The sequence below is a fragment of the Halobellus sp. GM3 genome (genome assembly GCF_052545375.1).
Map to the genome: position 1 here is coordinate 171,179 of NZ_JBQWLT010000004.1, position 18,586 is coordinate 189,764.

The 18,586-nt window shown below is 69.0% G+C and carries 18 protein-coding genes; 8 read left to right on the top strand and 10 right to left on the bottom strand.

Annotated elements, in window-relative coordinates; genetic code table 11:
* Positions 1-86: 86 nt before the first annotated feature.
* The 4 genes from ACT3HL_RS08250 (at position 87) to ACT3HL_RS08265 (ending at position 4,500) form a co-directional block, all read left to right on the top strand.
* A complete protein-coding gene (locus ACT3HL_RS08250; RefSeq protein ID WP_445086346.1) occupies positions 87-1,241 on the top strand; it encodes a thiolase family protein in 1,155 nt (384 codons plus the stop codon).
* Complete coding sequence (locus tag ACT3HL_RS08255; RefSeq protein ID WP_445086347.1) at positions 1,238-1,639, top strand: nucleic acid-binding protein; 402 nt, start codon at positions 1,238-1,240, stop codon at positions 1,637-1,639. The genes ACT3HL_RS08250 and ACT3HL_RS08255 overlap by 4 nt, the downstream gene beginning before the upstream one ends.
* Before the next feature lie 87 nt (positions 1,640-1,726).
* Positions 1,727-2,755: an aldo/keto reductase gene (locus ACT3HL_RS08260; protein WP_445086348.1), complete on the top strand. Its 1,029-nt coding sequence runs from the start codon at positions 1,727-1,729 to the stop codon at positions 2,753-2,755.
* A 194-nt stretch (positions 2,756-2,949) separates the two neighbouring features.
* On the top strand, positions 2,950-4,500 hold the full coding sequence (locus tag ACT3HL_RS08265; RefSeq protein WP_445086349.1) for an ATP-binding protein: 1,551 nt from the start codon (positions 2,950-2,952) through the stop codon (positions 4,498-4,500).
* 42 nt (positions 4,501-4,542) lie between these two features.
* On the opposite strand, the gene ACT3HL_RS08270 is transcribed toward ACT3HL_RS08265, so the two are convergent.
* Positions 4,543-4,773, bottom strand: coding sequence for a SelT/SelW/SelH family protein (locus ACT3HL_RS08270; protein WP_445086350.1), 231 nt, complete (start codon positions 4,771-4,773; stop codon positions 4,543-4,545).
* Positions 4,774-4,899: 126 nt separating this feature from the next.
* Between ACT3HL_RS08270 and ACT3HL_RS08275 the strand changes: the two genes are divergently transcribed.
* Positions 4,900-5,073, top strand: a complete 174-nt coding sequence (locus ACT3HL_RS08275) for a hypothetical protein (protein WP_445086351.1) — start codon at positions 4,900-4,902, stop codon at positions 5,071-5,073.
* A 50-nt stretch (positions 5,074-5,123) separates the two neighbouring features.
* Here the strand turns inward: ACT3HL_RS08275 and ACT3HL_RS08280 are convergent, their stop codons facing one another.
* A complete protein-coding gene (locus tag ACT3HL_RS08280) occupies positions 5,124-5,792 on the bottom strand; it encodes a DUF7546 family protein (protein ID WP_445086352.1) in 669 nt (222 codons plus the stop codon).
* Positions 5,793-5,794: 2 nt separating this feature from the next.
* Positions 5,795-7,201, bottom strand: coding sequence for a heme o synthase (gene cyoE / locus ACT3HL_RS08285; protein WP_445086353.1), 1,407 nt, complete (start codon positions 7,199-7,201; stop codon positions 5,795-5,797).
* Positions 7,202-7,314: 113 nt separating this feature from the next.
* On the opposite strand from cyoE, the gene coxB reads away from it, so the two are divergent.
* Positions 7,315-8,025 (top strand): cytochrome c oxidase subunit II, encoded by a 711-nt coding sequence (gene coxB / locus ACT3HL_RS08290; RefSeq protein ID WP_445086354.1) that lies wholly within the window; start codon positions 7,315-7,317, stop codon positions 8,023-8,025.
* Between the two features lie 107 nt (positions 8,026-8,132).
* On the opposite strand, the gene ACT3HL_RS08295 is transcribed toward coxB, so the two are convergent.
* Positions 8,133-8,618 (bottom strand): adenylyltransferase/cytidyltransferase family protein, encoded by a 486-nt coding sequence (locus ACT3HL_RS08295; protein WP_445086355.1) that lies wholly within the window; start codon positions 8,616-8,618, stop codon positions 8,133-8,135.
* Positions 8,615-9,127, bottom strand: a complete 513-nt coding sequence (locus ACT3HL_RS08300; RefSeq protein WP_445086356.1) for a Mov34/MPN/PAD-1 family protein — start codon at positions 9,125-9,127, stop codon at positions 8,615-8,617. The genes ACT3HL_RS08295 and ACT3HL_RS08300 overlap by 4 nt, the downstream gene beginning before the upstream one ends.
* A gap of 150 nt (positions 9,128-9,277) precedes the next feature.
* On the opposite strand from ACT3HL_RS08300, the gene ACT3HL_RS08305 reads away from it, so the two are divergent.
* Positions 9,278-11,203, top strand: coding sequence for an OB-fold nucleic acid binding domain-containing protein (locus tag ACT3HL_RS08305; RefSeq protein WP_445086357.1), 1,926 nt, complete (start codon positions 9,278-9,280; stop codon positions 11,201-11,203).
* Between the two features lie 31 nt (positions 11,204-11,234).
* On the opposite strand, the gene ACT3HL_RS08310 is transcribed toward ACT3HL_RS08305, so the two are convergent.
* Both ACT3HL_RS08310 and ACT3HL_RS08315 read right to left on the bottom strand, forming a co-directional pair.
* The gene (locus ACT3HL_RS08310) at positions 11,235-12,917 is read right to left on the bottom strand and encodes a phospholipase D-like domain-containing protein (protein ID WP_445086358.1); all 1,683 of its coding nucleotides are present in this window, start codon (positions 12,915-12,917) and stop codon (positions 11,235-11,237) included.
* Positions 12,918-13,040: 123 nt separating this feature from the next.
* On the bottom strand, positions 13,041-14,354 hold the full coding sequence (locus tag ACT3HL_RS08315; protein WP_445086359.1) for a HEAT repeat domain-containing protein: 1,314 nt from the start codon (positions 14,352-14,354) through the stop codon (positions 13,041-13,043).
* Positions 14,355-14,449: 95 nt separating this feature from the next.
* Here ACT3HL_RS08315 and ACT3HL_RS08320 point away from each other — a divergent pair, with 95 nt between their 5' ends.
* Positions 14,450-15,277, top strand: a complete 828-nt coding sequence (locus tag ACT3HL_RS08320; RefSeq protein ID WP_445086360.1) for a methyltransferase — start codon at positions 14,450-14,452, stop codon at positions 15,275-15,277.
* Here ACT3HL_RS08320 and surE read toward each other — a convergent pair.
* The 3 genes from surE to ACT3HL_RS08335 all read right to left on the bottom strand — a co-directional run bounded on the left by surE (position 15,274) and on the right by ACT3HL_RS08335 (position 18,557).
* A complete protein-coding gene (gene surE, locus ACT3HL_RS08325) occupies positions 15,274-16,077 on the bottom strand; it encodes a 5'/3'-nucleotidase SurE (RefSeq protein WP_445086361.1) in 804 nt (267 codons plus the stop codon). The genes ACT3HL_RS08320 and surE overlap by 4 nt on opposite strands.
* A 90-nt stretch (positions 16,078-16,167) precedes the next feature.
* Positions 16,168-17,727: a small ribosomal subunit Rsm22 family protein gene (locus ACT3HL_RS08330; RefSeq protein WP_445086362.1), complete on the bottom strand. Its 1,560-nt coding sequence runs from the start codon at positions 17,725-17,727 to the stop codon at positions 16,168-16,170.
* Positions 17,724-18,557, bottom strand: a complete 834-nt coding sequence (locus tag ACT3HL_RS08335; protein ID WP_445086363.1) for a prephenate dehydrogenase/arogenate dehydrogenase family protein — start codon at positions 18,555-18,557, stop codon at positions 17,724-17,726. Before ACT3HL_RS08335 ends, ACT3HL_RS08330 begins: the two co-directional genes overlap by 4 nt.
* Positions 18,558-18,586: the final 29 nt, after the last annotated feature.

Sequence of the window (18,586 nt, forward strand, 5' to 3'; positions counted from 1 at the left end):
GGCCGACACGGAGGTGCCGGTTCCGAAGCGGCGGCGCCGCTCCCGAGAAGGGAAACCGGTAAGCCACCGCCCTCTCGTTGTCGGGTATGGAGCGCGTAGCGATCATCGGCGCATCGATGACCCAGTTCGGGCAGCGCGATGAGTGGATCCGCGGGTTGCTCGCGGAGGCCGGCGGCGCCTGCCTCGAGGACGCGGGCGTTTCGGCCGCCGAGGTCGAGCACCTGTACGTCTCGAATATGGCCAGCGGAGAGTTCGAGGGACAGACGGGCGTCCCGAACGCGCTGGCGCACGACCTCGCGGCGGTCCCGGCCTACACGGCACGAATCGACCAGACGTCCTCGTCGGGGGGCGCGGGCGTGTACGCGGCTTGGCAGTCCGTCGCCTCCGGCGCGTCGGAGATGACGATGCTCGTCGGCGGCGAGAAGATGACGCACCGCTCGACCGCCGAGGCGACGGATGTCATCGCGTCGCTCACGCATCCGGTCGAGTACAAACACGGCGTGACGCTGCCGTCGTTCGCGGGACTCACGGCGCGGCACTACCTCGAGAAGTACGACGCGCCGCGGGAGTCGCTCGGCCGGGTCGCGGTGAAGAACCACAGAAACGGCGTCGACAACCCTCACGCGCAGTTCCGAAAGGAGGTCGACCTCGACACCGTCCTGGAGTCGCCGGTCGTCGCCGACCCGCTTCGGCTGTACGACTTCTGTCCGATCACCGACGGCTCCGCGGCGCTTTTGTTCTGCCCGGAGTCCGTCGCCCGCGAGCACACCGACGAGTACGCGGTCGTCTCGGGCATCGGCGGCGCGACCGACACCCACGTCGTCCACGAGCGCGCGGACCCGACGACGATGGGCGGCGTCGTCCACTCCGCCGAGCAGGCCTACGAGATGGCCGATATCGGCCCCGACGACGTCGACGTCGCGGAACTCCACGACATGTTCACCATCCTCGAGTTCCTCCAGTCGGAGGACTTGGGCTTCTTCGAGAAGGGCGAGGGCTGGAAGGCGGTCGAAGAGGGCGTCACCGACCGCGACGGCGACCTGCCGATCAACACCTCCGGTGGCCTGAAGTCGAAGGGGCACCCGCTGGGCGCCTCGGGTGTGGCGCAGGTGTATGAGATCTACAGGCAGGTGACCGAAACGGCCGGGCCGCGACAGGTCGACGCCGAGACCGGCCTCGCCTGCAACGTCGGCGGCTTCGGGAACTGCGTGACGACCACCGTTCTGGAGGGCCAGCTATGAGCGACGACACACCCGAGACAGCAGTCGAAGACGACCGCGTTATGGAAGCGTCCCGCTACCCCGACGGGAGCATCACGTACCCCGGCCACCCGCTCGGTCCCGGGGGCGAAGAGCCGGTCGGGACCGTCGATCTGAGCGAGTACGTCGCCGAGGTCATCACGTGGACGACGTCGACGGCGACGCCGCCGGGCGTCCGGCAGCCGAACACCCTCGCGATCGTCGAGTTCGACGTCGACGGCGAGCCGGTGCGCGCCATCGGCCAGGTGACGACCGACGAGGTCGAAATCAGCGACGCGGTCCGACCGGTCTACTGCGAGGAACTCCGCGACCCCGAGGCGGGGATCAGAGAGCCGGCGAGCCAGGAGTGGGACGGCTTCCGGTTCGAGCCGATCGAGTAGGCGGCCCGATCGGAGCCCGCATCGGCCCGGACTCCGCGCGGTTCTCCCGGACGCACGTTTTTGCCGCTGGCACGTGTCTGTATCCGTATGAGCCTCGATTACCGACGCCTCGGATCGACGGGCACGAGGGTTTCGGAGCTGTGTTTCGGCACGTGGCGCTTCGGCCGCGAGACCGACGGCGTCGTCGAGACGACGAAGTCGGAGGCGCACGAACTCCTCGACGCGTTCGTCGAGCGCGGCGGGAACTTCATCGACACGGCCAACGTCTACGGCACGCCCAGCGGGCGCAGCGAGCGCTGGATCGGCGACTGGCTCGCCGGGCGGGACCGCTCGGAGGTCGTCCTCGCCTCGAAGGTCTACTTCGGCTTCGACCCCGATAACCCGAACGGCTCCGGCCTCTCTCGGACGCACGTCCGAAACCAGATTGAGGGCACGCTCGATCGGCTCGGCACCGACTACCTGGACCTGTACTACATCCACCGCTGGGACGAGGAGACGCCGATCGAGGAGACGCTCTCGACGCTCGACCGCCTCGTCGAGGAGGGGAAAGTGAACTACCTCGGCGCGTCGACGATGGCGGCGTGGCAGCTCACGAAGGCGCTGTGGAAGTCCGAGGTGCACGAGTGGGAGCGTTTCGAGGTCACCCAGCCGCTGTTTCACGCCGGGTACTACGAAGACGTGAGCGAGTACCTCGACGTCTGCGGCGATCAGGGCCTCGCGGTCTGTCCGTACTCGCCGCTGGCCGGCGGGTTCCTCACGGGCAAGTACGAGCGCGCGGATCCCGACGACCCCGAGCGGGTGATCGCGCCCGACGGCTCCCGCGGATCGATGGACGATCAGTTCGGCGACTACTACCTCTCCGAGCGCGGCTGGCAGGTCCTCGACGCCGTCAGGGAGGTCGCCGATGAGGTCGACGCCGCGCCCGCACAGGTGGCGCTGCGGTGGCTGATGGACTACCCCGACGCGACGGTGATCCCGATCGTCGGCGCGCGAACGACCGGGCAACTCGACGAGAACCTCGGCGCGGCCGACGTCCAACTCTCCGTGGGCCAGTGGGACCGTATCTACGAGGCCCGCTACGACGGGGAGGGTCGGCGCTGGGGACATCGGGACTGACCGATTCTCCGAGCGTCTCTGCGCGCTCGCGGGCTCACCGAACCCCGGTATGCTGCGCCGAGCCGTGGCGGTATCCAAGTCCTGCGCGAGCTTCATCGGCGGCCCGAAGATATAACAACCATTGAACACGTTTCCTCTACTAGAGCGAAACGGTCCGTCCGAAAGGGGAGGGCGACTTTGCGGGAGGGGACACAATGGCTGGTGTAGAAATCACCGCTCAATGGGCCAGAGAGGAGCTTTACGAGACCATTCGGGGGGACGCGTCCTTCGATCGGAAAGCCCGTGACGCGCTCAAACTGGACGTCGCGTACTTAAACGTCGATAACGGACACCTCACGCGTATCGATCGGGAGACCGATCACTGGGAAGCGACGGTCAGCACCGACTCGGCGAGCGGACGGTTTCCTCCGGGACTGGAACTCGATCTCGGAACGGCGTACTGTCGTCGAACGATCGAGTCGCGCTCTCCAATTATACTCCACGACGCCCCAAGTCAGGGCTGGGCTGACGATCCGGCCTTCGAGACTCATGGGCTTCACTGCTATCACGGAACGAGGATCCTTCTCGACGACGAACCCTACGGGACGGTCTGTTTCGTCGCCGAGGACCCGCGCCCCGAGGAGTTCAGCGAGAGCGAGACGATGTTTACCGAACTTATCGCTCAGCTGCTCGAACGCGAACTCGAACGCGAGCAGCACGAGGCTGAACTCACGAGACAGGCCAACCTCGCCAGCGTGCTCAACCGAGTGCTTCGGCACAATCTTCGGAACGATATGTCCGTCATCCGGGGGTACACGCGAATGATGGCCGATCAGCTGGATACCGACTCGAACGGCGACACCGTCTTACGGCATATCGACAGACTCATTTCGCTGAGCCGGAAGGCCCGAGAGCTAAACCGGATCACGTCTGTCGACCTCGAGCGCGAGCCCACCGAGATCGTGGGATTCGTTGAGAGGGTTGTCGAGACGGTCGCAGACGAGTATCCCTCGGCGTTGATCACCGTCACGTACGACCAAGAGATAACCGTGGACGTGCTATCGAGCCTTACGCGAGCCCTCGAGGAACTGGTCGAGAACGCGGCGAAGCACAGCAGACCCGACCCGACGGTGACGGTCGCGGTCGAAACCGTTCCGAATGCCGTCGAGATACAGATCATGGACGACGGACCGGGGCTTGCCGATCACGAGGCCGCGGTGCTCGAAAAGGGCTCGGAGACTCCCCTCATCCACGGGAGTGGGTTAGGTCTGTGGCTCGCTCACTGGATCGTGAGTAGCCACGACGGCTCCGTCGACGCGACGGCCACTGAGGAGGGAACGACAATGACGATCTCGATCCCACGGAAACCGACATCGAGTGCCCAACAACGGCTAACCAAACTCACACAGGTGCGAGATCAGTATCAACGGGCTTTCGAGGAGGCGTCCGAGGGGATGGTTATCGTCAACGACGACGCCCATATCGTCGACGCCAATTCGCAGGTCGCGGGCACGTACGGTGTCGATCGAGAAGAGCTACTCGGGCGGTTTCTCTCCGAGTTCCTGCCCGACGGGCTCGGTCTTGAAGCCCTGACAGAGAAGGTCCAGCACGCCGATTCGGAATACGTCACGGGGACTGTGATTCGTGCTGACGGGGTCGAGCGACGGATCGAGTACTCCATCACGACCGATATCGTGCCCGGTCAACACCTCGTTGTCAGCCGGAGTCGCCCCGAACGCGCGCGCGGAACCGGGAACTGGAAATAACAACGCCACCCTCTGCACCGTCGCTGGTGACGGCCGAATTTCTCAAATCGACTCGCGCACGCGCCGGGTGATCGCGTCGACGTCGTAGCCGTCCTCGGATTTGTCCCAGACGATCTCGCCGTCGACGGCGACCGTCAGCACGCCGTGATCGCCGGTCACCAGTGCGACGCGGTCGAGACGGTCGCCGAACTGTCGGAGCAGCGCGTGCTGGATGTCCGATGCGCGGTCGAGGAACCCGCAGGGGACGCAGTATTCGATCTCGATGGTGACCATTCGTTCACCTGTTAGGACGGGGTTCAATTAAGCCCGTTGTCCCTTGGCGGACTGCGGACGGCGGCACTCGCGAACGCCTTGGTCGGCGATGGATTTTTGATCGCCGAATTCGAACCATACTATGGTATGTGTTACCACTTTCAGCGGCGGGAGGCGCTGACCGAGCGGGAACACGATACCGTCGCACGCGAGGCGGACGACGAACGCGAAGCGGCGATCGAACGCGAGGAGTTCGCCGAGGAGGACAGCCCCGAGCGAGAACTCGACGACAGCCGACCCGAGCCGATCGGACTCGCCTAAGGCGGGCGTGTCGAGCCCCACCGACGCAGTTTTTTGGTCGAACTGTCGCCTCACCCGCGACGACCGACGGAGGGCCGCCAGTACAGGAGCGCGACCGTCACGAGGAACACCGCCGTCGAGATGTCGTAGGAGAAATCGAACGTCGCCGCGACGACCGCCGACCCCCCGCCGAGCGTCCCCGAGAGCAGCGAGGCCAGAATCGGCCACGAGCACGAGACGCACGAGAGCAGTCCGATGACGCCCGAGACGGCCGCGCCCGCGGCGTCGATCACGGTCGCGTACACGAGGTACGCCAGCGCGAGGTAGCCGACGACGCGGGCGGGCATCAGGACGAGCGCGGCCCACGGCGTCGAAAAGACCGGGGCCGGCCCCCACCCCGGCGCGAGCGTCGCGACTCGGATTCCGTACACGCCGGCGCCCGGGCGCATCGCCGTGACGACGACACCGCCGGCGACCGCGAGCGCGACGAGATACACCGCGGCGACCGCGGCCGCCCGGCGACGCGTTCGCTCGGCGGCCGGCGCCGGTTCGGTCTTCCAGATGACGAACACGCCGACCGCGATCCACAGGAGACCGTAGACCGTATAGCGCGGCTGCGTGATCGTGATGCGAGCCAAAAGCAGGTACGCGACCGTCAGCGCGAGGAGCGTGTTGACGACGAGGGCGCCGTAGAGCAGGTCGCGCGTATCGAGCCCCGAAGCGGCGCGCGTCACCGACATCCTCACACCGCCAGCGCGTCGACGACGATCGCGAGGAGCAGCGCCCCGAGGTACGCGTTCGACGCGTGGAACGAGCGGAACGCGGCCCGCTCGGTCTGTTCGTAGTGCAGTCGGACGGCGAAGTAGAGGAACGCGCCGCCGAAGACGACGCTCGTGAGCGCGTACAGCAGACCGAGTTCGTCCATCGACGCCAGCGCGCCGGCGGCGACGAGCGTCGCCGCGAGGTACCAGAGGACGTGCTTTCGCGTCTCCGTCTCCCCGCGGACGACTGAAATCATCGGGAACCCGCCGCGCTCGTAGTCGTCTTTGTACGCCAGCGCGAGGTTGTAAAAGTGCGCGGGCGTCCACAGGAAGATGATCGTCGCGAGCGCGAGGCCGCCGAGGCCGATCTCGCCCGTGACGGCCACCCAGCCGATGAGGGCTGGGAGCGCACCGGCCGCGCCGCCGATAACCGTGTTCTGGACCGTGTTCGGCTTCAGGAGCAGCGTGTAGACCACGCTGTAAAAGAGGATCGCGGCGACGCCGAGGACGGCCGCGAGCGGGTTCACCCACGCGAACAGCGCGATGGATCCGGCCGCGAGCAAGAGCCCGAACGCGAGCGCGTTGCGGACGGGGACGAGGTCCGTCGCGAGCGGTCGGTCGCTCGTCCGCTGCATTCGCCTGTCGATGTCGCGCTCGAAGACGTGGTTGAACGTCCCCGACGCGCCGATCGAGAGGACCCCGCCGCCGAGCGTCGCGAGCACGACGCCCACCGTCAGCCCGCCGGTCGTCGTCGCCGCCAGCGCCATCCCGGCGGCGGCGACGAGACAGAGCAGCCACATCAGCCGCGGCTTCGTAAGCCTGAGGTACGCCTTCGCGGTCGCGACGAGTCGCTCGCGGCGGTCGCTCGGAATGTCGGGCTCGTAGCCCGCCTCGATGGGGGGCGCGAGATCGACGCTATCGACCGGTTGTTCGGACGGATCGCCGGTCTCCCGCTCCAGCGCCCACGCGAGCGCCGCCACCAGCGAGACGAAGATCCCCATCCCGACGGTCAGATGGACCGCCGAGAGCGTCGCGTCGGCGCCGCCGATCGCGACGAACGCGCCGAGGCCGGCCTGCACCGGGTAGAGGACGCCGGCCAACAGCGTGGCGCCGAGGACGCGGCGACCGACGCCGGCTCTGAGCCCCGTCAGAAGCGTTGCGACGCCGAGCCCGCCGACGAGGACGGCCGCGATCCGGTGGCCCACCGCGAGCCAGCCGGCGGTCGACGTCGGCGAGGTCCACCCGTCGCCGCACGCCGGCCACGCCGCACACGACGCCGTGGCGTCGGTCAGCGCCGTGGTCGCGCCGACGAGTAACAGGAGATAGACGCCGATCGCCGTCGCTGCGAGGAGCCCGTGAAAGCGGGTGTGCGTTTCGGTGGACGACACAAAACTCACCTACTCCCGATTGGAAGTCACTGTACTTAGGGCCCCCGCTTTCGCGCTCCGCGGGGTGACCGAAGTCAGCAACTATTTACGTGACTCTTCCTAATCCTCGGCCGATGCGAAAGACGCGTTTGGCACTCGTTTCACTGCTCTCAGTGGCGCTGGTGAGCCTCTTCGCGGACCCGGTCGCCGCGCAGCCGTCAGCCAGCGCGGAGCTGATTAACGGGCTGAACGGGAAGCTCCTGTACATCGCGATTCCCGTGACCGTGCTCGTCGAGGCGATCCTCATTTACACCGTGGTGAAGTTCCGGAACAACGACGACCCCACCCCGACGCGGGAGAACCGTCGGCTGGAGATCACGTGGACGATCGCGACGGCGATCATCCTCCTCTTCGTCGGCGTCGCCTCCTACGGCGTGCTCGCCGACAGCAACGTCACCTACCAGCCGGGCGTCGAAGACGCCTCCGGCGATCCCGTCGTCGTCAACGCCGAGGCGTTCCAGTGGGGCTGGGAGATGTCCTACCCCGAGGAGGGGAACGTGACGACGGGTACGGAGATCGTCGTTCCCAAGGACCGTCCGGTGATCATTCACGTCTCCTCCCGTGACGTCCTCCACGGCTTCCACGTCCCGAAGTTAGCGCTCAAAACTGACGCGATGACTGGGCAGGTGAACACGATCAAGACCGTCGCGTACGAGGAGGGCACCTACCAGGGGTACTGCACGGAGTACTGCGGCGTCGCTCACTCGCAGATGTACTTCACCGTGGAGGTCGTCTCCGACGAGGAGTACCAGGACTGGCTCGACGAACAGCAGAGCGGCGAATAGCGCTGTTTCGATTTTCTTCTAGGATCCCCGTCGGGGCGGCCGTATCGCCTATCGGAGCCGTCGCGATGACCGGTCTCGATCGAACGAAGCGCGGGCGTGATTTCGACTCACGCGCGGGAATCCGCGTCCGAAACCGCTCCTTCGGCGTCGGCGTCTCCTTCGACGTTCCGTGAGTCGATGATCCGATCGACGATCAGCCCCGTCGAGAGGAGCTCGCCCTCATAGCGCGGTTCGCGGGCGGACGCGCGAGCGACGTCGCAGTCGATTCCGCGGGCCGATAGCGCGTCCCGAAGGGCCCCCTCGTCGTGGTGCTGGTCGTGGCCGAGCACGATGACGTCGGGGTCGATCCGCTCGATCGGGACGAAGATGTCTTCGGTGTGTCCGAGGTGCGCCGCCGTGACCACGCCCAGCGCGCCGACGATGTCCCGGCGCTGCCTGTCGGGGAGCACGGGCGGCTCCTTGTGGGTGATGTTCTCGCGGCGGGCCACGATGACGTGCAGTTCGTCGCCCATCGTCGCCGCCTCCGAGAGGTAGTGGACGTGCCCGGGGTGGAGCAGATCGAACGTCCCTTGGGCCACGACTCGTCGGGTCACCGCCGCGACCCTCCGGAATCGTACGGCTCGGTGAAGTCGAGATCCAGATCGGCCTCGGTGAAATCGAAGAAGTCCTCCGGGTCCGGGAGGTCGACGTCGATGACGTCCAGATCGCGGACGTCGCCGTGTTGGTCGAACGCCCGCCAGTCTGCCGGCCCGTACGGGTGTCCGAGGATGATGTGGACGTCACCCTGCCCGAACGTGTCGAGGTCGGCGTCGCTCGGTCGGAGGACGCCGTTCGGGTGCGAGTGGATCGAGCCGACCGCCCGGCTGTCATTCGGGATCATGTTGCTGTCGACGGTCGCGCTCACCGGGTTCGAGCGCGTCCCCGGGACGATCAGCACGTCCGTGATCACGGTCCCCGAACGGTCGAGCCCGAGGTCCGTCGCGGATTCCCCGCGGAGGAACCCCATATACTCGTCCGGGTGTGTCTCGCGTGAGGCCTCCCGCGCGAAGTCGAGCGCGTCGGTCGCGATGCCGAGCACCTCACTCGACCGGAAGAGTCGCATAGCCGGATCTCGGGGTCGTCGCCTTCTAAGCGTTCCGGTCGCCCCCTTGGACCGGCTCGCCGCGGCGTCGAAACGCGGCCGCGACCGCGCCGCGTGACGGGGGCAAACAGATTGTAAAGTCTTAACCGCGGCGCGGCACTTCTGGCCAGTATGACTGCCGATAACGCCGGGGATTCCGGCGGCGAGGCCGCTCCGGATTCGGAGGGTGACTCGCGACCTGTCGTCTACGATCTCGCACCGAACTGCACGCGCGATGACGTCGAAGTGGGTGCCAACTACCACGCCGTCGTCAACGGCGTCGTCGAGTACGGCATCTTCGTCGACGTCTCCGATGAGGTGTCGGGTCTCGTCCACGAGTCGAATCTCGACCGGTCCTACGAGGTCGGCGATCGGCTGACGGTGACGCTCGAAGAGCTGAAAGGCAACGGCGACGTCGCCTTCGACGTCTTCACCGAGTCGACGTATCAGACGGTCGTCGTCGACCACGAACCGGACCTCACGCCGATCGCGGCGCTGAACGCCGGCGACACCGCCCACATTCAGGGACAGGTCGCCCAGATCAAGCAGACCGGGGGCCCCACCGTCTTCCGGATCGCCGACGAGACGGGCATCGTCTCCGCGGCGGCGTTCCGCGAGGCCGGCGTCCGGGCCTTCCCGGCGGTCGAGCTCGACGACGTCGTCCGGATCGGCGGCACCGCCGAGCCTCACGACGGCTCGCTCCAGTTCGAGGTCGATTCGATGACTCGACTGGACGGCGAGGACCTGACAGCGGCACGGGAGAGTTTGGATGCGGCGTTTGCGGACCGCGCGGCCCCGGCGGCGGTCGACCCGCTCGTCGAGTGGGCGGCCTTCGAGAAGCTCCGCGAGGACCTCAGCGAACTCGCTCGCCTGCTCCGGCGCACGGTTCTGGAGGGGCGACCGATCCGCGTCCGCCACCACGCCGACGGCGACGGGATGTGCGCGTCCGTCCCCGTTCAGCTCGCGCTCGAAAACTACATCGAGGCGGTCCACGACGACCCGGACGCGTCCCGGCACCTGATCAAGCGGCTGCCCTCGAAGGCGCCGTACTACGAGATGGAGGACGTCACGCGCGATCTGAACTTCGCACTCGAGGGGCGCGCCCGCCACGGACAGCGGCTCCCGCTGCTCCTGATGCTCGATAACGGGTCGACCGAGGAGGACGTCCCCGCCTACGAGAACCTGGCGCACTACGACGTGCCGATCGCCGTCGTCGACCACCACCACCCCGACCCCGAAGCGGTCGAACACCTGCTCGACGCCCACGTCAACCCCTATCTCTACGGCGAGGACTACCGCATCACGACGGGGATGATGTGCGTCGAGCTCGCGCGGATGATCGATCCCGACGTGACCGACGATCTGCGGCACGTCCCCGCCGTCGCCGGCCTCGCCGACCGCTCGAAGGCCGAGGCGATGGACGAGTTCATCGCGCTCGCCGAGTCGGAGGGCTACGACCGGGCGAGACTGCTCGAGGTCGGAGAGGCCCTCGACTACGCCGCGCACTGGCTGCGCTACAACGACGGCCAGTCGCTCGTCAACGACGTGTTGAACGTCGGCTGCGACGACGAGAGCCGACACGACGAGCTCGTCGACTTCCTCGCCACCCGCGCCGAGCGGGACGTCGAACAGCAGATGGACGCCGCCGCGCCGCACCTCGAACACGAGCGGCTCGACTCGGACGCCCACCTCTACACGGCCGACCTCGACGAGTGGGCGCACCGCTTTACATACCCCGCGCCGGGCAAGACCACCGGAAAGCTCCACGACCGAAAGGTGCGAGAGCACGGCGAACCGGTGATCACGATCGGCTACGGCCCCGACTTCGCCGTGCTCCGATCCGACGGCGTCCGCCTCGACATCCCGCGGATGGTCGCCGAACTGAACGAAGAGGTCGTCGGCGGGGGCGTCTCCGGCGGCGGACACCTCGTCGTGGGCTCGATCAAATTCGTGAAGGGGATGCGCGAGGCGGTCATCGACAGCCTCGTCGAGAAGATGGCCGACGCCGAACTCGACGAGGAGCTCTCCTCGCAGGCGATCGTCGACACCGACGTCTGATCGGGTCGCCACCGCCTCGACGCGCGCTCGCTCACAGCCGCTCGAACGCCACCGTCCGCCGGAGGACGAACGCGGCGAGCACGGCGGCCGCGAGCGCCCCGAGCGCCAGCGTCACGCGGGTCTTCCAGTCGACGCCTCCAACGCCTCCAACGCGCTCGCTCTCGGCCGATGCCGCCTCCCAGTCGGCCGCGAACGTCGCGCCGTAGAAGGCCGCCGGCTCCCGACCGTTGAGCGCGAGCGCGACCTCCCGGTTCTCGCTTTCGGCGTGCTCGTTCCAGTTGAGGCTCCCGACGAGCACCGTTTCGTCGTCGATCACCGCGCCCTTCGCGTGGACCTTCTCGAATCGGTGCCCGGCGGCGATCCGCGCCTCGATCGGGAGCCCCTGTTCCCGCAGTCGCGCGCTCTCCCCGACGACCGCCCGGTTCGATTCCTCGTCGTACCACGCGTTCGAGAGGAGGATCCGCACGCGGACGCCTCGCCCCGCGGCGGTGACGAGCGACGCGAAGTACGGTCCGTCCGGGTCGAGTCGCGGCGAGAGCACGTCGATCGTCCCGTTCGCGTCGGCGATCGCCCCGCGGACGGCCGGTCCCGCATTCCCCGGCGCGGTCAGGACTCGGACGTCCTCGACCGCGACAGTCTCGGGCTCGAAGCGGGATTCGTGCGCCCCCGACGCCGGCCGCTCCTCGACGAACGACGCGTTCCGGCGATGGTCGCGCCACGGGACGGCGTCGAGACCGTCGGCGTCGTGGGCGAAGACGGCAGCGAGTTCGGCCGCGGTCCGCTCGGAGTGAACGCGGACGCCCCACCCGCGGCTGCTCTTGCCGCCGGTCCCGGACGGCTTCCAGTTCTCGGTGAGCACGAGCGCGGCGTCGTCGGCGACGGCGTACTTCGGGTGGTGAAACGCGTACCGGGCGTGCGGACCGGCGATCACGCGCACGTCGACGCCGCCCGCGGCGAGTCGGTCGAGTTGCGCTCGCTGGGCCGTCGTCATCCCGCCGACCGGCCCGCCGTCGAGGAGGACGCGGACGCGCACGCCGCGGTCGGCGGCGGCCACGAGCGCGTCGGCCACCCGCGGCGACGCGAACGTGTAGCCCGCGAGCAGGATCCGCTCGTCGGCCCGCCGGAGCGTCTCGACGGGGACGTCGGGTGAGTCCGGGAGCACGAACGCGGTCGCGCTCGCGGGACCGGTCGCGACGACCGGTCGACGCGTCAGCCCGCGGGGCGTCCACTCGCCCGTCGTCGCGTTCAGTCGCTCGCCCTCGCGCGTGCGGCCGTATTCGAGGCTGTCGACGGCGTCGATCTCTCCCCCGGCGCCGCGGCGGAGCACCAACCGCTCGCCCGCGTTCGAGAGGTAGAGGTTCGCTTCGACGACCGGCACGTCGACGAGTGGGCGAGTCGCGTTCGGCGTCGCGGAGAGCGCGACGACGCCGTCCGGAGGGACGCGGACCGTCGTCTCGCCGTCCGAGAGCGTCAGATTCGACGTGCCGGCGGCGTCGACGACGACGTACTCGCCGGCGTCGCCGCGCGCGACCGGGTCCGGGAACGCGGCGGTGATTCGGGGGCCCGTCTCCGCGTCCGAGCCGATTCCCGTCGCCGTCCCCGACTCCGTCCCGTTCGGGGGCGCGCCCCCGAGTGACGGTCCGTCGACGACGGCGGCCGCCGGGACGATTCCGAGCGCGGTGCTCACGACGAGAAGGAGTACCGCGAGGGACATCGCCCGCCGCACGGCTCGGCGGCTCGAACGTCGCTGTCGACGCGCTCGTGGTGACACGGGGCGTCTGGTCCGCCGATCCTATTTCAAGCTTCGGCGGTCGGGACCGGGACGAGGCGAGGGAAACTACGCCGTCGGCGTCTCCGCATCCGCGTCGTCGTCGCCGAGCGCGGCGGCGGCGAGGTCGGCCTCGTGTTGGACGAGGTACGAGCGCTCGTCGGCGTACTCCGCGGCGGCTTCGAGCGCGCTCTCGGTGCCGATCTGTCGCAGCGCCCAGGCGGCTGCCGCGCGGACGGTGTCGCTTTCGTCCGATTCGAGCGTGTCGGCGAGCGGGTCGATCGCCCGCGTGTCGCCGATGAGCCCGAGCGCGCGGGCGGCGTACGGGCGGACGTTGTCGTTGTCCATCTCGAGTTTGTCCGCGAGCGCCTGCGTCGCGTCGGTCGATCCGATCTCGCCGAGCGCGCGGAACGTCACCTTCTGGAGGGCGGGGTCAGAATCGGAATCGACGTACTCTACGAGCGTCTCGACGGCCGCCTCGGCGCCCGCACCCATCCGCCCGAGCGCCTTGATCGCCTTCTTCTCGCGGCGCTGGGCGAGCTGGTGCATCTCCTCGAACGCGTCGTCGTTGGCCATCCGGACGAGCGCGTCCATACAGTGCCCCTGCATGAACTCGGACTGGAGGCTGTCTTTCGCCAGCAGGATCATGTCGACGCGGCCGCGCTTCTCCCACTCTTTGAGCGCCGACAGCTCCGGCGGGTAGTCCTTGTAGTGCCCGAGGACGTCGTAGAAGCCCTCCGCCATCAGCTGTTCGTTCGTCTCCAGATCGTCCCACTCCTGGGCGTCTTCGAGACCCGCCTCGAGGTCGTCGCTCGCCTCCAGCAGCGACGCGATGGTCTCGGCGTCGTCGTCGGCGTCGAGGTCCGCGTCCTCGATCGCCGAACCGGCGTCTTCGAGCGCGGCCGCGAGCGCGTCGACGTCGTCGCCGGCGACCGCCACGTCGGCCTCGAGCGTCTCCGAGACGGCGTCGGCGAACGCCTCGACGACGTCGACGATTTCGGACTCGCCCCGCTCGGTCCAGCGCGTGTCTGCCACCTTCGACCGCGCCGCCTCGACGTCGTCGACGACGTCGGCCGCGTACGGCCCGCGTTGGGACTCGAGATCGTCTCGAAGGTCCGAGACGCGGGATTCGAGCGCCTCCCGCGGGTCGTCGTCGTCCTCGTCGTCCCCGTCGGGTTCCGGCAGGTCGGCGGCCTCGAGATCCGCCTCGACGCCGTCGAGATCGGACTCGACCCCGTCGAGGTCGGCCTCCGTCTCCGCCGCTTCGAGGGCTGATTCGACCCCGTCGAGGCGCTCGTTCAGGGTTTCGGGCGTCGCGTCTGTCGGCTCCTCCGACGCTGCCGCGTCGGAATCGGCGGCCGTCTCGTCGTCCCTGTCGCTCATATGCCTGATATCCGTCCGTACCCGAAAAGAGCGTTTCCCTTCTGTCCTCGGGGGTCGGACCTCAATTTATATTCCCGTGCGAACTACTCCCGCCGATGACCGACAACGACTGGGACGCGACGACGTACGACGGCTCACACTCGTACGTCTACGAGTACGGCGCCGACGTCGTCGACCTGCTCGACCCGCAGCCGGACGAGCGGATTCTCGACCTCGGCTGCGGCACCGGCCACCTGACCGAGCGGATCGCGGCGTCGGGGGCGTCGGTCGTCGGGCTGGACCAGTCCGGTGAGATGATCGAGACGGCGCGGGAAACGTACCCCGACCGGCGGTTCGTCCGAGCGGACGCCCGCGAGTTCGACCTCTCGGACATCGCGGACGGAGCGGACGCCGCCGAGGCCGACAGCGACGGCGACGGGGGCGGCGCCGACGGCCGCGGCGTGGAACCTTTCGACGCCGTGTTCTCGAACGCTGCGCTCCACTGGATCGACGAGCAGGGCGCGGTCTGTGACTCCGTCGCCGACGTCCTCGCTCCCGGCGGCCGCTTCGTCGCGGAGTTGGGCGGGACGGGGAACGTCAGCGCGATCGTGGAGGGCGTTCGGGCAGAACTCGACGACCGGGGCTACGAGCCGCCGACCGATCCGTGGTACTTCCCGACCGTCGGCGAGCACGCGACGACGCTCGAGTCCCACGGCTTCGAGGTCCGCTACGCGCGGCTGTTCGACCGGCCGACGGCAGTCGAGGAGGGGCTCTCCTCGTGGATCGAGATGTTCGGCGACAGGCTCCTCGGACCGGTCCCCGAGCGCGAGCGACCCGGCGTCGTCGCCGCCGTCGAGGACCGCCTCCGCGACGAGCTGTACGACGAGGAGGCGGGAACGTGGACCGCCGATTACCGCCGACTCCGGTTTGTAGCGGTCCGCTAAACGGCGTCCAGATACGCCTCTGCGAGACCGTCGAGCGCCTCGTGGCGCTCCGTCGTGTGCGGCGCGGTCAGCGGCGAGACCGACACCTTGCCGTCGACGACGGCCCGCCGGTCGGTGCCCTCGGGGTCCGGGATATCGTCCTCGCGCATCCGCTCCCAGATGCGGTCGTGCAGCGTGATCGTCCCGTTGCCGTCGTGTTCGGCGGTCAGGTCGAACAGCCGCGAGGGGCGGGTGATCTCCATCGGTGCCGGGCCGCTGTCGGGGTCCGGGAAGGGCGCGTTGACGTTCAGGTACTCGGCCTCCTCGAAAACGCCCGCCCCGTGGGCGTGCCGGATCAGAAACGCCGTCGCACGCGTCGCCTCGCGGAAGTCGGCGGTGTCGCTCGCCAGCTCGGTCCAGGGCGCGTCCCCGCCGCCGGGGACGTACAGCGAGGTGGCGATCGCGGGCACGTCGAAGAAGGCCGCTTCGACGGCCGCGCTGACCGTCCCGGAACGACCGAGGGTGTACGCGCCGAGGTTCGCGCCCTTGTTACAGCCGGCGACGACGAGGTCGGTCTCCGGGCAGAGCGATTCGATGCCGGCGACGACGCAGTCGGCCGGCGTGCCGTCGATAGCGTATCCCCACTCGTGCGCATGGACGGCGACGTCGTTCGAGAGCTGCCGCCCCACGGCGCTTTGATCTCCGACCGGAGCCACGGCGGTCACCTCGGCGAACGCCGAGAGCGCCTCGTACAGCGCCCGGAACCCGACGGCGTCGATCCCGTCGTCGTTGGTCAGCAGGATCGAGAGCGGTTCGCTCATACCCGATCCTGCATCGGACGGCGGAAATGTATACCGCTCGCCGCCGCTGGGGTGCCGACGGGTTGCCGACGCGCGGCCGACGCCCCGCCGCTACGCGACGAACTCGACGAGCGTCTCGTCGTCGACGACGAGGTTGTACGCGCCTTCGTCGCCGTTCCAGAGCGCGAGCACGTTCTCGAACGCCAGCACGCCGCCGTAGTCGGCCGCGAGCAGGTCCTCGTTCAGCGGATCCCGCGCGGTCGAGACGGCGTAGTGCTCGACCGCCTCGCTCCCGTCACCGATTTTGAACAGGGGGTTCGCGTCGGCGCCGTCGGTCAGGTCGCGGCTCAGCTTCACGGCGAGGAGGTCGATCCGGTTCGTGACGTGCCGCTCCATCTCGGCCATCTTCGCGTGGCGGTCGGGGTCCGCACAGACGTCAGCGCGGCGCGCGCCGTCGGGTCTGAGGATCGCGTAGGAGAACTGCACCGTCTCGTTTCTGAAGGTGCCGTCGCCCGGCGTCCGTCCGCTCCCCGCGTCGCTACCGGGCGTCCGACCGCTGTCCGCGTCGCCGCCGGACGCGGGCCCGGGATCCGCCGCCCCCGACTCGTCGAGCCGCCGCTGGGACGACGGCGCGGCGACGTCCCGTCGCCGCTCGAACGACCAGCCGCGGTCCGAGGGCGCCTCGCCGGACCACAGGCGGAGCGTCGGCGCGTAGACGGACACGTCCGACTCCGGCGGCGCGAGCGCCCGCTCGACGCGGCGGAGCCCGATACTCGTGTTGCGGTCCGCGGGCGCGAGCGCGACGAAGGAGCCGCCGTCGTCGACCGATTCGAGGTATCGGGCCGCCACCGACTCGGGGTCGTCGAGTTCGCTCAACACGTTGGCGAAGAGGACGAGGTCGATCCCGCCGGACCGACCGTCGCTCCCCGTCTCGCCGCCGCTCGGCGTTTCGACATCGTTCTCCGCCCCGCCCCCGCTGACGATCGAGTCGGGATCGAACGCCTCGGCGGTCTCGCGGTGGATCGTCGCTCGGAAGTTCCGGTCCGTCTCCGCGAGCATCCGTTCGAGGACGTCGGCCGACGCGGAGGGCTCGATCGCGTGGTAGTCGACGACCGCGTCGTCGGGGAGATACTCGTACAGGCCGAGCGCCGGTCCCCCGGCGCCCGCGCCGACGTCGAGGACGCGCAGGGTCCGGGGCAGTCGACCGCGCGCTGCGAGGTCGTCGAGGACGTAGCCCACCGCCGCGTAGTAGTCCGGGAGGTGGTAGATCGCATAGCCCAGCGCGGCCACCTCGTCGTACTCGACGGGGTTCCCGCGGTAGTAGTCCTCCTTGAGTCGCCTGATCGCTCCGCGGAGTCGATCCCCGCTCTCGCCGCGGTGCCAGTTCGCCCCCCATCGCTCGACGAGGAGGTCCTCGAGGGCGAACGCGTACGCCTCCGGGAACGACTCGGGAGCCCATCCCGGCGGCGCGACGGGGTCGTCGCTCGCCGGGACGAACGTCCCGTCCGCGCGCTCTCTGAGGCCGAGGTCGAACGCCTCCTCGCGGAGGACCTCGCGGACGACTCCCGGATGCGGCGTCCCCTCGATGTACTCGTGGATCTCCTCGGGATCGATCGGCCGCACGTTGCGGAGGTACTTCGCGTTGGCGCGGACGGCCGCCCGATCGATCACCTTCCGGCCCCCCGATCGCCTCCGGAGGCCGACCGGTCCTCGGACTCTCGTCGGTCTGTGTCCCCCTCGCGGTCTTCGGATTCCCGGCGGTTCCGCCGCTCGCGCCCGGCCTCGTGGTACAGCCGATCGAAGGTGTCGCCGTCGGCGTCGGCCACGCGCCGCGCGGCGTCGGCGACGGCGTCGGCCCCCTCGAAGGACTCCTGAATCTCCCGGTACACCCGCGGCGTCCCATCGGTCACGGTGTCGACGAGGTCCGAGAGCGCCTGCGAGACCGGTGTGGCGAACTCCTCGCGGACGTCTCGGGCCGCCAGCGCGTACGCGAGAATCGCCGTGTGCGCGCCCGCCTGTACCGTCTCCATGGCGGCGTCGTGCTCGCCGGGATCCGTCTCGAAGACGCGGTTTCCGGCGTCGGCGATCGCCTCGCGGACGCGCGCTGTCACCGGCCCCGACGCGTCGACGACGACGGCGACGTTCCCGGGCGCGTTCTCCGGGGCGAAGAGCGGGTGCAGACTCGCGCGCTCGCGGTCCGGGAGCCGCTCGCGCATCGCCTCGACCGGCTCTGCCATCACGCCGGTGACGTCGAACATCGCCCGGGAGGCCCGTTCGGCGTGCGCGTCGACGGCGTCTCCGACGGCGCTGATCGGAACGGCCAGACAGACCGCGTCGAACGTCTCCGTCGTCTCCAGCGCGACGGCGCGCCCCCCGACCGCGTCCGCTGCCGCCTCCGCCGCGGACGGGTCGCGGTCCGCGAACGCGACGCTGCACATCGCCGCGAGCGTCTCGCCGGCCCAGCGCCCCATCGCGCCGGCCCCGACTACGAGTATCTCCATCGCCGCCGACTACGCGCCGCCGCCGTCAA